Source organism: Bradyrhizobium sp. WSM471, assembly GCF_000244915.1.
GTDB lineage: Bacteria > Pseudomonadota > Alphaproteobacteria > Rhizobiales > Xanthobacteraceae > Bradyrhizobium.
Genome location: NZ_CM001442.1, coordinates 255,639 through 271,041 on the forward strand (window position 1 = coordinate 255,639; position 15,403 = coordinate 271,041).

Sequence of the window (15,403 nt, forward strand, 5' to 3'; positions counted from 1 at the left end):
CGCTTCGGAGACCGGCCTGTATCTGGGCATTACGACCTCCGGTCGATGCCCTTATCCTTCGAGAGCCCCGTTTTCTCTCACTGAAAACCGTAATCTTTCCAAGGGCCATTCTACTGTGCATGGGGTTGTTTTCGCGGAAAATACTTGGGCTTCGCCTTGCCCCGTTTCACGTGAAACAACCGCCCCCTCCAGTTTCCACTTCCGGCTTCCCCGCCTCTGAGTTAGAAGTCCGCCATGCGAACAGAGCGAGAGAGCTTCGACGTCATCGTGATTGGCGGCGGCCACGCCGGCTGTGAGGCCGCGGCCGCGGCCGCTCGGGTGGGTGCAGCGACCGCTCTGGTGACGCACCGATTCTCCACGGTCGGCGCGATGTCCTGCAATCCCGCCATTGGCGGTCTCGGCAAGGGCCATCTGGTTCGCGAGGTTGACGCGCTCGATGGTCTGATGGGCCGGGTCGGCGACGCCGGCGGCATCCAGTTCCGCGTCCTCAATCGTCGTAAGGGCCCGGCGGTGCGCGGTCCGCGGGCCCAGGCCGACCGGAAGCTCTATGCTGCCGCGATGCAGGCGGCGATCCGGGAGACCGACGGTCTTTCCGTCGTCGAAGGCGAGGCCGACGAGCTGATCGTGGCCGAGGGACGGGTGATCGGCCTGCGGCTGGCAGATGGCCGCGAACTTCGGGCAGGGGCTGTCGTCGTCACCACCGGCACCTTCCTCCGCGGCCTGATCCATCTTGGAGAGAAGAACTGGCCGGCCGGCAGGGTTGGCGAGGCGCCGGCAATAGGCCTTTCGACCTCTTTCGAGCGTGCCGGCTTCACTCTTGGACGGCTCAAGACAGGGACTCCGCCGCGTCTGGACGGCACGACGATCGACTGGTCGGCGGTCGAAATGCAGCCGGGGGACGAGCCTCCGGAGCCGTTTTCGGTGATGACCGAGCGGATCACGACGCCGCAGATCCAGTGCGGGATCACCCGGACCACGCCTGCGACCCACGACGTGATCAGGGCCAATGTCCATCGCTCTCCGATGTACTCCGGCCAGATCAAGAGCTCCGGACCGCGCTATTGCCCCTCCATCGAGGACAAGATCGTTCGCTTCGGCGATCGCGACGGTCACCAGATCTTTCTGGAGCCGGAAGGGCTCGACGACAGCACTGTCTATCCCAACGGCATCTCGACCTCGCTGCCGGAGGACGTTCAGCTCGCCATCCTCGCAACCATTCCCGGCCTGGAGCGAGTGAAGATGGTCCGGCCGGGCTATGCCATCGAATACGACCACGTCGATCCCCGTGAGCTCGATCCGACCCTCCAGACCAAGCGTTTGCGCGGCCTGTTCCTGGCTGGCCAGATCAACGGCACGACCGGATACGAGGAAGCTGCCGGCCAGGGCATCGTGGCAGGGCTGAACGCGGCATTGGCTGCGAGCGGTGCCGCACTGACGGTGTTCGACCGGGCGGATGGCTATCTCGGCGTGATGATCGACGACCTCGTCACCCGAGGCATCAGCGAGCCCTATCGGATGTTCACCTCCAGGGCCGAGTACCGGCTGACATTGCGGGCAGACAATGCCGATCAGCGTTTGACCGAGAAGGGCATCGCCCTGGGATGCGTTGGCAGCGCCCGCACCCAGCATCATCGCGCCAAGATGGTCGCCCTGAATGCGGCTCGATCGCTGTCGAAGTCGCTCACGATCACCCCGAACGAGGCCATCAAGCAGGGTCTCACCCTGAACCGGGACGGCCAGCGGCGGTCGGCCTTCGAGCTGATGGCCTATCCCGACATCGGCTGGAGCCAGGTCCGCGCGATCTGGCCGGAGCTCTCGGCCATTGATCCCGTCATTGCCACCCATCTCGAGATCGACGCGAAGTACGATGTCTATCTGGAGCGCCAGAGCGCCGATGTCGAAGCCTTCAGGCGAGACGAGGGGATGGTGTTGTCGGACGTCGATTACCAGCAGGTCCCCGGTCTCTCCAATGAGGTGAGAGCCAAGTTGGAGAAGGCGCGGCCGTTCACCGTTGGCCAGGCCGGTCGAATCGACGGCATGACGCCGGCCGCGCTGGGTATCCTTGCGGCCTATCTCCGCCGCGAAGCGCGGAAGACTTCCAAAGCGATCGCATAGGTTTCACGTGAAACAGCGCGGGCCGGCCGGCGGCAGACCGTCATCAGCAAAACCTTCGGCGGGGGAGGGTGCCGGTGTTCGCTCCGAACCGGCGCCGACCAAGCCGAAGATCGACAAGGCCAGTGCCAACGATCGATCTTTGGACGCCATCATTGCAGCCGACAAGGTTGCGGCGCTCAAGCTCGCACCCGTTTCATGTGAAACCGAAGCCCGGCTCGATCGCTACATCGCACTGCTGCGGGAGTGGCAGGCCAAGACCAATCTCGTCGCGCCCTCGACATTGCCGCATCTCTGGACCCGGCACATCGCCGATTCGCTTCAGCTCGTCGCTCTCGCCCCGTCGGCCAAACGCTGGGCTGATCTCGGCAGCGGCGGCGGCTTCCCCGGCGTAGTGCTGGCTTGCGCTATGGCGGGGACGGCCGGGGCCAGCGTCCACCTGGTCGAGCGAATCGCCAAGAAAGCGGCCTTCCTGCGCGAAGCCATCCGCATAACTACATCCCCGGGAGTCGTACATCTCGCTGAGATCGGGGATAATGTGGATAGAATCACCGGCCCGGTCGATTGCGTCACCGCGCGTGCGCTGGCTCCGCTACATCAACTCATCGGCTTTGCGGAGCCGCTGATGCGCCAAGGCGCAAAGGCGTTATTTCTCAAGGGTCAAGATGTAGAGTCTGAATTGACCGAAGCTACTAAATATTGGAATATTCAGCCGCAGCTCCACCAAAGCCGGACAGGCGACGGTTGGATCGTTGAGCTGGCTTCCGTCGAGCGGCGCGGGTGAGGCGTCAGGGGCCAAGTGGGGAATTTGCGATGAGCGTGATTGACGAACCGCAGCAAGAACAGACCGCTGCCGTCCCGCAGGGCCATCCGCGCATCCTGGCGCTGGCGAATCAGAAGGGCGGCGTGGGAAAAACAACCACGGCGATCAATCTCGGCACGGCGCTCGCTGCGATCGGCGAACGCGTCCTGATCGTCGATCTCGATCCGCAGGGCAACGCCTCGACCGGACTCGGCATCGATCGCCGCAACCGCTCCTGCTCGACCTATGACGTTCTGGTGGGCGAGGCGAGCCTGCGGGAAGCGGTGGTGTCGACGGCGGTGCCGCGACTGCATATCGCGCCCTCGACCATGGATCTCTCCGGCCTCGAACTCGAACTCGGCACCACGCCCGGTCGTGCGTACAAGTTGCGTGACGCGATCAGCGCGCTCAACAACAACGTCTCGCCCGACGCCGATTACACTTACGTGCTGATCGACTGTCCGCCCTCGCTCAATCTGATCACCGTGAACGCGATGGCGGCTTCCGACGCGATCCTGGTGCCGCTGCAGTGCGAGTTCTTCGCGCTCGAAGGTCTGTCGCAATTGCTGCAAACGGTGGAGCAGGTGCGCTCGACGCTCAATCCGAACCTGTCGATCCACGGCATCGTGCTGACCATGTTCGACTCGCGCAACAATCTCTCGAACCAGGTCGTTGCCGACGTTCGGCAGTTCATGGGCGAGAAGGTCTACAAGACCATGATCCCGCGCAACGTGCGCATCTCGGAGGCGCCGTCCTACGGCAAGCCGGTGCTGGTCTACGATCTCAAATGCGTCGGCAGCGAAGCTTATCTGCGGCTCGCCACCGAAGTGATCCAGCGCGAACGCGAGCTGCGGACGACGCATTGAAGTTGCCGTAGGGTGGGTTAGCCGAAGGCGTAACCCACCACGGTCGATCTTCGCGGAAACAGAAGAGGTGGGTTACGCCGAGCAGATACGCTTCGCACATCTGCAGGGCTAACCCACCCTACGATTCGAAATTCAGGTTTGGAGTGCTGCACGTTGAATCCAAGGGAGCTGGCGATGGCCGACGAAGCGCGTTCGCGATTGGGCCGGGGTCTTGCGAGTCTGATCGGTGACGTCGGCGGCGAGGCTCAGCATGTCGATCGTCCGCGCGCGCAACGCAAGGTGCCGATCGAGTTCATCAAGCCCAATCCGCGCAACCCGCGCCGGACCTTTTCGGAAAGCGAGCTCAGGGAGCTCAGCGATTCCATCAGGCAGCACGGCGTGATCCAGCCGATCGTGGTGCGACCGGTGAAGGGCGCGCAAGACCGCTTCGAGATCATCGCCGGCGAGCGGCGCTGGCGCGCGTCGCAAATGGCCGGCCTGCACGAAGTGCCGATCGTCCCCGTCGACATCAGCGACAGCGATGCGCTGGAGTTCGCGATCGTCGAGAACGTGCAGCGCGAAGACCTCAACCCCATGGAAGAGGCGCTCGGCTATCACGCGCTCGCCAACGAGTTCAAACGCAGCCAGGACGACATCGCCAAAGTCGTCGGCAAGAGCCGCAGCCACATCGCCAATATGATGCGGCTGACGAAGCTTCCCTCTGAGGTGCAAGCCTTGATCACGAGCGGCGAGCTGACCGCCGGTCACGCCCGCGCGCTGATCGGCGTGCCTGATCCGATCGCGGCTGCCAAGCGCATCGTCGAAGAAGGCCTCAACGTCCGCCAGACCGAGGCGCTGGCGCATGAAGAGGGCGTGCCGGAGCGCAAGCCGCAGAAGGCGCGCACGGGGGCGAAGGAAAAGGACCCTGACACGGTCGACCTGGAGAAGCGCGTTAGCGACGCGCTCGGGCTCAAGGTCACGGTGAGCCACCGCGATCCCGGCGGCTCGGTCCAGATCAACTACCGCAACCTCGATCAGCTCGACGAGGTGATGCGGCGGCTGGCGAAGGGCGCGATCTAGACGCACCCTCGATGTCGTCCTGGCGAAGGCCAGGACCCATACCGCGTGATGTCTCGATTGGAGCTGGTCGCAATACCGGACTACGAATCTTCCCCAAACCTCTCCTTGGGGTAATGGGTCCTGGCTTTCGCCAGGACGACATTGGGAGACTCAGCTCCGCCGCTTCGCGTTCGCGGCGATCGCCATCAGTGTGCGCTGGGCGATAGCCGCGGCGAGGGTGGATTGCTTGCGGGTGTCGAGCGCGGCGGTCGCGAGCTGCTCGATGATGGCGGCGAGCCGCGCCACGCTGAAATTGCGCAGTGCGGTTTCGACAGCGGGCTTCCGCGAAAAATGCAGGCGCGGATAGCCGCTGTCGAGCACGGCGGAAGCGGGCGTGCCGTCGGCGATTGCGAGCGCCGATTTGTGCAGCCACGCCGCCTGACGCTGCGCCGCAGAGATGATCACGCCGGGGTAGGTGCCGGCGATCATGGCTTTGGCAAACTCGTTTTCGACGATCTCGGGCCGGCCGGCGAAGGCGCCATCGACGATCGGATCGAGTTTCAGCTCCGAGGCATCGGCGACGACAGCCATCACGTCATCCAGCGTGATCTCGCCCTTGCCATGGGCATAGAGCGTGAGCTTGCGCAGCTCGTTGCGGGACGCCTGCCGGTCCCCGCCGAGGAACGACATCAGCGCGGCGCGGGCATCCTGCGCGATGCGCAAATTGGCGATGCGGAGCTCGTCTTCCATCAGCTTGGCGAGGTCGCGCTCGGTATCGGGATAGCAAGCGATCGCGACGGCCGTCTTGGCGCGTTCGCAGGCCTTGCGCAGTGGCGATTCCGGGCGCAGCTCGCCGGCCTCGATCACGATGCGGCAATCCTTCACGCCCATCTCCGCCAGCGTGTCGATAGCGCTGGCAAAGCTGCGCGAGCCGGCGCGCACGCGGATGGCGCGGCGGCCACCGAACAGCGGCACCGTCATGGCCTCGTCGACGAGGCGCGACGGCTCGGCGGAGAGCTCGTCGCCGTCGACCTTGACCAGCGAGAAGGGATCGTTGGGATCGTCGACGCCGGAGGCGATCAGCGCATCCGCGCGTTCGCGGACTAGGCCGGCGTCGGGACCGTAGAGCAGGATGATCGGACGGCCCGCATCGGGGCGGGCGAGAAAGGCGTCGATCTCTTTTCCGCGCAGCGCGACCATGGTGCCTGGGATTCGTCAGTCCGGGCGAACCGGGGTGACGGGACGAATTAAGTGCCCGCGGTGAAGAACGAGGCGAGGCGAGTCGTGATGTTCTCGGCGATCTCGTTGGCGGCACGATCCTCGGCATCACGTATCGCGCGGTTGCGGCTGAAACGTTGATAGGAGCCGGGCATGTCGTAGGACACGCGGGAGAACGTGGTGCCGGTCATCACCGACTTGCCGCTGACGACCTCGATCAGATTGTACTGGGCGTCGAGACCGTAGTTTTCGCTGCTCGGCAGGCCGGTGTTGGGATCGACGATCAGCGACGTCTTGCTGCTTGAGAAGCGGATCTCCAGGCGGTGCGTCGGCGGCATGCCGGTGGCGGTGCCATAGAGCTTGAACGCCAGCGCGTTGCGGACCTCGACGCCGACGCGGGCCTCGCGCGAGGCATTGGCCTTGGCGATCGGGGGCAGATCGACCCCCATCAGCTTCTCGCGCAGGCCGGGGGTGCCGTCGGTGTGCTCGGCATACATCGGATGGAAGCAGCCGGCCGTCATGGCCGCCAGTGCGGCGACCGCCAGCAAGCGGGCTGCGATGCGGATCCTAGCCGACAACATTCACGATCCTCTTGGGAACGATAATCACCTTGCGGACGGGCTTGCCGTCCAGGGCCAGTTTTACCGCATCGAGGGCCAAAACGGCAGCCTCGATTTCCGGATTCTCGGCCGCTGTTGCAACTGTGACCTCGCCCCGCTTCTTGCCGTTGACCTGGACCACCAGGGTCACACTGTCTTCAACCAGCAAATCGCGTTCGATTTGGGGCCAATTGGCCTCGGAAACCAGCCCGCTCTGGCCCAGAACCTGCCAACACTCCTCGGCCAAATGCGGCATCATCGGGGAGAACAGCTGGACCAGGATCTGACTGGCCTCCCGGATCGCCCAGGCCAAATCTGGAGCCGGCTGGCCGGCACGCTGCAAGATCTCCGCAAACGCATTGGTGAATTCGCGGATATGGGCGAGGCAGACGTTGAAGTGCAGCCGCTCGATCCCGGTGGTGACCTTGTCCAGCGCGCCATGGGCTGCCTTGCGCAAGGCGGTGGCGTCCGGGCCGAAGCTGGCGGGCCGGGCCGCCGGCGCGGCCTTGCCGGCTTCGACAGAGTCGTTCACCAGCCGCCACAGCCGCTGCACGAAGCGCGAGGCGCCCTGGACGCGCTCATCGCTCCAGATCACGTCGCGCTCGGGCGGGGAGTCCGACAGCATGAACCAGCGGGCGACGTCGGCGCCGTAGGTCTCGATGATGTCGTCGGGGTCGACCGTGTTCTTCTTCGACTTCGACATCTTCTCGATCGGGCCGATCTGGATGTCTTCGCCTGACGTCAGCAGCGTGGCGCGGCGGCCGTTGGCGCCGGTCTCGACCTTCACCTCGACCGGCTGGACATAGGTGCCGTCGGCCTTCTGGTAGGTCTCGTGCACCACCATGCCCTGCGTGAACATGCCGGCGAACGGCTCGTCCAGTGCGATGTGCCCGGTCGCCTTCATGGCGCGCGTGAAGAAGCGGCTGTAGAGCAGATGCAGGATCGCGTGCTCGACGCCGCCGATATACTGATCGACCGGCAGCATCCGGTTGGCGACCTCTGGCGTCGTTGGCGCGTTCTCGTTCCAGGGATCGGTGAAACGCGCGAAGTACCAGGACGAATCCACGAAGGTGTCCATGGTGTCGGTTTCACGCTGAGCCTTGCCGCCGCATTGCGGACAGGTCACGTGCTTCCAGGTCGGGTGATGATCGAGCGCGTTGCCCGGCTTGTCGAAGGTCGCATCGTCCGGCAGCTTCACCGGCAGGTCGGCGTCAGGCACCGGCACGACATCGCATTTCGGGCAATGGATGACGGGGATCGGACAGCCCCAATAGCGCTGGCGCGAAATACCCCAGTCGCGCAGGCGGAAATTGACCTGGCGCTCGCCGACCGGCGCGTTGCCGCGCAGCTCGGTCTCGAGACGCTTCGCCACCTCGTCCTTGGCCTGATCGATGGTCATGCCGTCGAGGAAACGCGAATTGATCATGCGGCCGTCACCGTCATAGGCGGTATCGGTGATGACAAAGGTCTTGGGATCCTGGCCCTCAGGGCACACCACCGGCGTATTGCCGAGAGCGTACTTATTGACGAAATCGAGGTCGCGCTGGTCGTGTGCGGGACAGCCGAAAATGGCGCCGGTGCCGTATTCCATCAGCACGAAATTGGCGACATAGACCGGCAGCTTCCAGCTCGGATCGAACGGGTGAACCGCGCGGATGCCGGTATCGAATCCCTGCTTCTCGGCGGTGTCGATGATCTCCTGCGCCGTGCCCATCCGCTTGATCTCGCCGATGAACTCGGCGAGCGCAGGGTTTTTGGCGGCGGCGGCCTGCGCCAGCGGATGATCGGCCGAGATCGCCATGAACTTCGCGCCGAACAACGTGTCCGGGCGCGTCGTGAAAATCTTCAGCTCGCTCTCACCGGCCGGTGTTGTCGCCGTATCGAGCGCGAAGCGGATCAGCAGCCCCTCGGACCGGCCGATCCAGTTGCGCTGCATCAGCCGCACCTTGTCGGGCCAGCGATCCAGCGTATCCAGTGCCGACAGCAGCTCCTGCGAGTACTTCGTGATCTTGAAGACCCACTGGTTCATTTCCCGTTGTTCGACAACGGCACCCGAACGCCAGCCTTTCCCGTCGATCACCTGCTCGTTGGCGAGCACGGTCATGTCGACGGGGTCCCAGTTCACTTTGCGCTTCTCGCGCTCGGCGAGGCCTTCGCGCAGGAAGTCCAGAAACATCTTCTGCTGGTGCTTGTAATAGGACGGATCGCAGGTCGCGATCTCACGGCTCCAGTCCAGCGACAGCCCGATCGAACGGAGCTGCTTCTTCATCGCGGCGATGTTGTCGTAGGTCCAGGCCTTCGGTGCGACCTTGCGCTCGATCGCTGCGTTCTCGGCCGGCAGGCCGAAAGCGTCCCAGCCCATCGGGTGCAGTACGTTGAAACCCTTGGCGCGCATGAAGCGGGCCAGTACGTCGCCAAGCGTGTAATTGCGGACATGGCCGATATGGATGCGCCCCGACGGGTAGGGGAACATCTCAAGCACATAATATTTCGGCCGCGGATCGTCGTTCTTGGAGACGAAGATCGCCTGTTGGTCCCAGGCGGCTTGCCAGCGCGGTTCGGCGTCGCGGGCGTTATAGCGTTCGGAGGTCATGGAATCGTTGGGTTTTCGTGGATCTGGGCCGTCTAAAGACGGCGGACTAGGCCATAGAAGTCCTCAAGGGGTCAATGGGTTGCCGCAATTTGGGAACCTTCGGCGCTGCACCGCATAACTACTGAGGCCGCGTTGGGGCGTGATTAAGGGGTCGATGCGAGTTTGCGACTGACCAGAACTCTCAAGATTTGTGATGGACGCCAGCTTCGACGATCCCGATTACGACTATGCCGCGTCCGTTGCCGAACGGGCGATGCGGAGCATGGCCGAACAGCGGATCCCTGCCACGCCGGCCAATTTCGCCGTCTGGTTTCGCTATTTCGCGGGAAGCCATGACGATCTGCGCAACGCCATCGACCTCCTGATCGATCATAGCCGTCCCTTCGACGTCAGGACCAATCAGGATCTGTTCGAGACCTATGTCGCGCCCAAGGGGGGCGCTATCGTCTCGGAGACATCGGAGCGGCTGCATGCCCTCATGGGTGCGGCGAAGGATTTTCTGGCAACTGCGATCGCCGACAACCACTCCCAGATGCAGGCGATCAACGAGGTTGCCGACCAGGGCGAGGCCGGTGTCGACCCCAAAGCGTTGGTCGCCCAGCTCATGAACGAGTTGAGCCGCGCCGCCGCCCGCGCGACGCGGCTCGAGGCAGGCTTTGCGGAAAAGACCCGCGAGCTCGACGTGATCCGCGCCTCCCTCTCCAAATCCGAGGAGCGTGCCCGGACCGATACCCTCACAGGCCTCGCCAACCGCCGGGCGCTCGACGAATTCCTGCGCAAGGCGCAGACAACTGCGGAGTGGGGCGAGCCGCTCAGCGTGCTGATGCTCGACATCGACCATTTCAAAACCTTCAACGACAGTTTCGGCCATGGCGTCGGCGACCAGGTGCTGCGCCTGATGGCCAAGGTGCTGCGCGAAAAGGTCCGCGAGCAGGACCTGTCGGCCCGCTATGGCGGCGAGGAGTTGATCGCGGTGTTGCCGGATGCCGATCTGGCCGCCTGCGCCGAGGTCGCCGAACGCATCAGGCACGCGATCGCGGAATGCACCATCACGCGTCGCTCGACCGGCGAGGTCCTGCCCCATATCAGCGTGTCGATCGGTGTTGCGCAGTACCGGACCGGCGAAGCGATCACCGATCTCATCGAGCGCTGCGATCGCGCGCTCTATCTCGCCAAGAACAGCGGCCGCAATCGCGTGGTCACCGAGAGCGAGCTCGATGGCGCCGGGGCTGCGGGTTAGCCCTCAACCCGCCATCATCATTTCCGCCGCGCCGTTGTCGATCACCGTGATGCCGTGCTCGACGACGTTGTTGCGACCGCGGTGCTTGGCGGCGTAGAGCGCGGCGTCGGCGGCTTCGATCAAATCGCCCGGACGCAAGCTCTCGTTGGGCTTTGTCGCGGCAACACCGATCGAGACGGTGACGATCATGTGGTCGGAGGTGATGTGCGGCAGGCACAGCTTCAGCACGGCCGCGCGCGCCTGTTCGCCGATCTCGACGGCGCGCGCCACGTCGGTGTTCGGCAGCAACAGGCAGAATTCCTCGCCGCCATAGCGGGCCGCGAAACCCATCGTGTCGGCGGCGATGCCGGACAGCGACTCGCCGAGCCTGGTCAGGCAGGAATCGCCTTCGAGATGGCCATAGGTGTCGTTGAACAGCTTGAAATGGTCGACGTCGATCATCAGAAGCGCGAGATCGCTGCCATATTGCTGCGCGCGCATCCATTCGAAGTCGAGGCGGCTCTGGAAGCCGCGGCGGTTGGCAAGCCCTGACAACATGTCGATCGAGGCCATTACCGTGAGGCGGTCATTGCTCGCCATCAGCTCGCGTTCGCGCTGGCTGAGCTGCGCGGCCATCGCGTTGAACGCGCGGGCCAGCGGCACGAACTCGGCCGGCAGGCGATTGCGCGCGGCGCGCGCCGAGAGGTCGCCCTCGCCCAGCCGCTTGGCCATGTCGGCGAGCATTCTGATCGGCTTGATCACCAGTTTCTCGGCTGCGATCAGCGCGCCGAGCAACACGAATACGACGACGAAAGCAAGCTGGAGATAGGCGGTGCGGATGTCGCGGCTCACGGCCGCGGATACCTTGTCCTCGTCGATACTGGCGATCAGGCGGGCATTGGTCCCGGCGATGCGGATAAAGCTGACCGCGCGGCGGGAGCCGTCCGCGGCGAGGAAAGAGAGTGAGCCTTCGTCCTGGTCAGACCTCAGCGCCTTGTCGGCGATCGCGGACATCAGCGGCAGATTGTCGAGCGGACGGCCGATCGCGCTGTGCTGGTCGGCCGGTGCCGCCAGCACGGTACCGGCGCTGTCGACCAGCACGGCCGTGATGCCGGCGCGACCACCCAGATTGCTCATGACCTTCGACATCCAGTCGAGGTTGACGGTGGCGAGCACGACGGCATCAGCTGCGCCGCTGAAGGCGGATACCGGGTAAACCGCCATGACGGTCGGTGTCGGCACCGGGCGCGACATGATGAAGTCGCTCAGCACGAAGCGGCCGGTTTCCTGCGCCTGCTGGAAGTACGGCCGGTCACTGAGGTCGAGGCCGACATACATGTTGTTGGTGGCGCACTGGATGCGTCCGTCCTGGCCGGCAATTAGAAGCGTACGGATCCAGGGGAGATTCGACGGCAGGCTCGCGCGCAGCACGTCACAGCTCTTGCTGATGCCGCCGGCGGAGGCGCGGATGAAAGCTTCCGATTTCAGGATGGTCTCGACCGACGAGATCACCTCGCGCTGCGCATCGGCGCTGTGTCGTGCGACGGTGGTGAATTCGGCCGTGGCCTGCGCGATCTGCCGCGTGCGCGTGTCTTCGAGCGAACGGATGCGCTCGAACATCAAAGGCGTCACCAGAATCACAGCGAGCAACGCAAGCCGCGCCCGGATTCCGAGAACCTGCTTGAGTTTCGCTCGTTTGCGGTTGAAACTGACGTTTGACATCTTCGCTGCCCACCCCACGGCTAAGGTAAAGCGAAGGGTTCAAAAACTCTTTCTTGAACTCGGTAAAATTAGAACTACCTCCGCAACAATCAGCTCCGATGCGACATCATGACTGAAGCCAACGCCGCACCGCTAACCGGCCATTCACCAAACGCGCTCGCCGCGGTCGAAGCCGAAATCGCGCGCGCCTGCAAGGATGCGCGGCGCGAACGTGGCTCCGTGACGCTGATCGCGGTCTCGAAAACTTTCGCCGCGGATGCAATTACCCCGGTCATCGACGCCGGACAGCGCGTATTCGGGGAGAATCGCGTGCAGGAGGCCAAAGGCAAGTGGCCTGCGTTAACTTCTGTTTACCCCGATATCGCGCTGCATCTGATCGGGCCGCTGCAATCCAACAAGGCGAAAGAGGCGGTCGCGCTGTTCGATGCCATCCACTCGGTCGACCGCCCGAGCATTTGCCAGGCGTTAGCCAAGGAAATCGAATCCCAGAACAAGCACCCGGAATTGTTCGTCCAGATCAATATCGGTGAGGAGCCGCAAAAGGCGGGCATCGCGCCCGGCGAGGCCGATGCTTTCATCGCGAGCTGCCGCGACACCTATGGTCTGACGATCTCGGGCTTGATGTGCATCCCGCCGGTAGACGAGCCGCCGGCGGCGCATTTCGCGCTGACCGCCAAGATCGCCGCGCGCAATGGATTGAAGAAGCTCTCGATGGGCATGAGCGCGGATTATGCGACCGCGATCATGCTCGGCGCCACCCATGTGCGCGTGGGAAGTGCGATCTTCGGGCACCGGTGATCATAGGCGAATTTGTTTTTGGTCGTCCTGGCCTAGTGCGCAATGCGCACCGGAGCCAGGACCCATTACCCCGATAGTCTGTTTGTCGAAGACCGCGGCAACGACCGTTCTGCCCTTTGCGTAGATCACGCGGTATGGGTCCTGGCTTTCGCCAGGACGACGATGGGGATGAGCCTAGTCAAACCCCACCGACACCGTCCCCAGCACGCCGAAATCCGCCGCGAAATGATCACCCGCCTGGATCGGCAGCGGCGGATGGCACGTGCCCGTGGTCACCACCTCTCCTGCCCGCAAGGCAATGCCGAGGCCACGCAGCTCGTTGGCCAACCAGACCATGGCAATTCGGGGATCGCCGAGCACATTCTTGCCGTGGCCGAGATAGCGCTGGCCGCGCAACGTGATCTGCGGCCGCTGCTCGACGAGATCCATGGCGCGCCAGTTCGCACGCGTCGCTGCGCCCAGCACGAACAGATGCGCACAGGCGTTGTCGGCGATGAGCTGCGCCTCGCCGGCGCTGGCAAAATCGGCAAAGCGCGAATCGGGAATCTCGATCGCGGGATGCAAGCTGTCCACCGCGGAGAGCACCTCCTCGACAGTATACGGAGCCGTGCGCGGCGGCAGATCGCGTCCCATGCGGAAAGCGAACTCGGGTTCGCCGACGCGCATCGCGTTGCCCTTCATCGAGGCAGTGCCGCCATCGGCGATCACGGTGTCGCTCATGATCCGGCCGGCCAGCGGTCCCGCGACATTGATGTGCTTCTGCCCGGACTCGCTCGTCGCCGCGATCTTCCAGCCGAACAATGTCCCGCTGAGTGCTGCCTGCACGGCGTAACCCTCGGCGCGGCTCTGTGGCCGCAACCGTGGCTCCAGTGCGTCAATCTTGGTGCCGTCGCGCCAATGTTTGGCCAGGACCTGCGATGCGGCGGCGATCTGATCCCTGTCGAGCATGTGTCCTCACCCGATGATGATTTTTGTTTTTGGTCCAAGCCGCCGCAGCAATTGTCGCATCGCCGCTTTGCTCATCGAGACGCAGCCTGCGGTCGGGCCGAAATTGTCGCGGGCCAGATGCAAAAACACCGCGCTGCCGCGGCCGGCGATCCGCGGCCTCGTATTGTGGTCGATTTCGATGATGAAGTCATAGAGATGGTCGGCCCGCGTGAGCCGGTCACCGCCCTGCCCTTCGCCGAGGCGGATTCCCTGATTGTAGTGACGGTCCTTGGGATCCTCGCACCAGGCGTCCTCGCCCGTGATGATCCGGGCCGGCAGGAAGGTCTGCGGCCGGCTGTGCCGGTCGCCCCGCCACCACAATCGCCTGGGACGGAAGCTGCCCCTCGGGGTGCCGCCATCGCCCTCGCGCTTGTTCGCCAGAATGCCGCCGCGCCCAAGGGCCACGGGAATCGTCAGCGCTCCCGCAGTCAGCCAGCCCCGGCGCGGATTCCCGGCGGCAGGCTTAACGCGGATCGCCGACAGCGGCCCGGCGCTTCGGTTCGAGGTGTAACTAGCTGAAGCAGCTTTATTTTTCATGTGAACGTGCGATGTCGAATTCATTACAGGACATTCATCAAAACGGCCTGCTATTCTGGGTTAGAGTGGTTCTGGCTTGTGAATCGGTAACAGCCCACTACTTCAAGACGAACAATAATAATAACGGCGACCCCTAAACTTCCCTCTCGGCCGGGTGCAGCATGGATGCGCGCCGTGCCGGACCCCAAAAGGATGACCCCCTATGGCCAATGCCCGCAAGATCCTGATCGTGGATGACGATACCGATCTGCGCGATACGTTGGTGGAGCAATTGTCGCTGCACGAAGAATTTGAAGCCTCCGCGGTCGATACCGGCGCCAAGGGCGCGAGCGCCGCGAAGGCCAATGCCCCCGATCTCGTCCTGATGGATGTTGGCCTGCCCGACACCGACGGCCGCGAAGTGGTCCGTTCCTTACGCAAGGGCGGGTTCAAGGCTCCGATCATCATGCTCACCGGGCATGACACCGATTCCGACACGATTTTGGGGCTGGAATCCGGCGCCAACGACTATGTCGCAAAACCCTTCCGCTTCGCCGTGCTGCTGGCGCGCATCCGCGCCCAGCTCCGGCAGCACGAAGCCAGCGAGGACGCGGTGTTCTCGGTCGGCCCCTACTCTTTCCGGCCCGGCTCCAAGATGCTGACCGCCGCCAACGCGCGCAAGGTCCGGCTGACGGAGAAGGAAACCGCGATCCTCCGCTTCCTCTACCGGGCCGGCCAGATGCCGGTCTCGCGCGAGACCCTGCTCCAGGAGGTCTGGGGCTACAATTCCGGCGTCACCACCCACACGCTGGAAACCCATATCTACCGGCTTCGCCAGAAGATCGAGAAGGACGCCGCCAACCCGGAAATCCTGGTCACGGAAGCCGGTGGCTACAAGCTGGTGCCGTGATACGCTTCAGGGGTGTGCGAATC

The 15,403-nt window shown here is 64.0% G+C and carries 13 protein-coding genes; 7 read left to right on the top strand and 6 right to left on the bottom strand.

The window, feature by feature from the left end; translation table 11 throughout:
• Positions 1–234 precede the first annotated feature (234 nt).
• From mnmG to BRA471DRAFT_RS01220, 4 genes are all read left to right on the top strand, one after another.
• Positions 235–2,115, top strand: coding sequence for a tRNA uridine-5-carboxymethylaminomethyl(34) synthesis enzyme MnmG (gene mnmG, locus BRA471DRAFT_RS01205; protein WP_007604075.1), 1,881 nt, complete (start codon positions 235–237; stop codon positions 2,113–2,115).
• A gap of 7 nt (positions 2,116–2,122) precedes the next feature.
• Positions 2,123–2,896 carry a 16S rRNA (guanine(527)-N(7))-methyltransferase RsmG gene (rsmG, locus tag BRA471DRAFT_RS01210; protein ID WP_007604076.1) on the top strand — a complete coding sequence of 258 codons (774 nt, stop codon included), beginning with the start codon at positions 2,123–2,125 and terminating at the stop codon, positions 2,894–2,896.
• A 29-nt stretch (positions 2,897–2,925) separates the two neighbouring features.
• Positions 2,926–3,780 (top strand): ParA family protein, encoded by an 855-nt coding sequence (locus BRA471DRAFT_RS01215; protein WP_007598621.1) that lies wholly within the window; start codon positions 2,926–2,928, stop codon positions 3,778–3,780.
• Positions 3,781–3,954: 174 nt separating this feature from the next.
• Positions 3,955–4,839, top strand: coding sequence for a ParB/RepB/Spo0J family partition protein (locus tag BRA471DRAFT_RS01220; protein ID WP_007604078.1), 885 nt, complete (start codon positions 3,955–3,957; stop codon positions 4,837–4,839).
• Between the two features lie 150 nt (positions 4,840–4,989).
• On the opposite strand, the gene holA is transcribed toward BRA471DRAFT_RS01220, so the two are convergent.
• The 3 genes from holA to leuS are packed head-to-tail and all read right to left on the bottom strand — an operon-like array spanning position 4,990 to position 9,228.
• Entirely contained in the window at positions 4,990–6,018 is a 1,029-nt protein-coding gene (holA, locus tag BRA471DRAFT_RS01225; protein ID WP_007604080.1) for a DNA polymerase III subunit delta, read from the bottom strand.
• Between the two features lie 47 nt (positions 6,019–6,065).
• Entirely contained in the window at positions 6,066–6,617 is a 552-nt protein-coding gene (gene lptE / locus BRA471DRAFT_RS01230; RefSeq protein WP_007604081.1) for an LPS assembly lipoprotein LptE, read from the bottom strand.
• Positions 6,604–9,228 (bottom strand): leucine--tRNA ligase, encoded by a 2,625-nt coding sequence (gene leuS / locus BRA471DRAFT_RS01235; RefSeq protein ID WP_007604082.1) that lies wholly within the window; start codon positions 9,226–9,228, stop codon positions 6,604–6,606. Before leuS ends, lptE begins: the two co-directional genes overlap by 14 nt.
• A gap of 193 nt (positions 9,229–9,421) precedes the next feature.
• Between leuS and BRA471DRAFT_RS01240 the strand changes: the two genes are divergently transcribed.
• Positions 9,422–10,468 carry a GGDEF domain-containing protein gene (locus BRA471DRAFT_RS01240; protein WP_007604083.1) on the top strand — a complete coding sequence of 349 codons (1,047 nt, stop codon included), beginning with the start codon at positions 9,422–9,424 and terminating at the stop codon, positions 10,466–10,468.
• A 3-nt stretch (positions 10,469–10,471) separates the two neighbouring features.
• Here BRA471DRAFT_RS01240 and BRA471DRAFT_RS01245 read toward each other — a convergent pair whose 3' ends face one another.
• Entirely contained in the window at positions 10,472–12,169 is a 1,698-nt protein-coding gene (locus tag BRA471DRAFT_RS01245; RefSeq protein WP_007604084.1) for a diguanylate cyclase domain-containing protein, read from the bottom strand.
• Between the two features lie 108 nt (positions 12,170–12,277).
• Between BRA471DRAFT_RS01245 and BRA471DRAFT_RS01250 the strand changes: the two genes are divergently transcribed.
• Positions 12,278–12,967: a YggS family pyridoxal phosphate-dependent enzyme gene (locus tag BRA471DRAFT_RS01250; RefSeq protein WP_007604086.1), complete on the top strand. Its 690-nt coding sequence runs from the start codon at positions 12,278–12,280 to the stop codon at positions 12,965–12,967.
• Between the two features lie 174 nt (positions 12,968–13,141).
• Here BRA471DRAFT_RS01250 and BRA471DRAFT_RS01255 read toward each other — a convergent pair whose 3' ends face one another.
• Complete coding sequence (locus tag BRA471DRAFT_RS01255) at positions 13,142–13,915, bottom strand: 2-keto-4-pentenoate hydratase (protein WP_007604087.1); 774 nt, start codon at positions 13,913–13,915, stop codon at positions 13,142–13,144.
• A 6-nt stretch (positions 13,916–13,921) separates the two neighbouring features.
• Positions 13,922–14,491 carry a L,D-transpeptidase gene (locus tag BRA471DRAFT_RS01260; RefSeq protein ID WP_007604088.1) on the bottom strand — a complete coding sequence of 190 codons (570 nt, stop codon included), beginning with the start codon at positions 14,489–14,491 and terminating at the stop codon, positions 13,922–13,924.
• Positions 14,492–14,693: 202 nt separating this feature from the next.
• Between BRA471DRAFT_RS01260 and BRA471DRAFT_RS01265 the strand changes: the two genes are divergently transcribed.
• The gene (locus BRA471DRAFT_RS01265) at positions 14,694–15,380 is read left to right on the top strand and encodes a response regulator transcription factor (protein WP_007598630.1); all 687 of its coding nucleotides are present in this window, start codon (positions 14,694–14,696) and stop codon (positions 15,378–15,380) included.
• Positions 15,381–15,403: the final 23 nt, after the last annotated feature.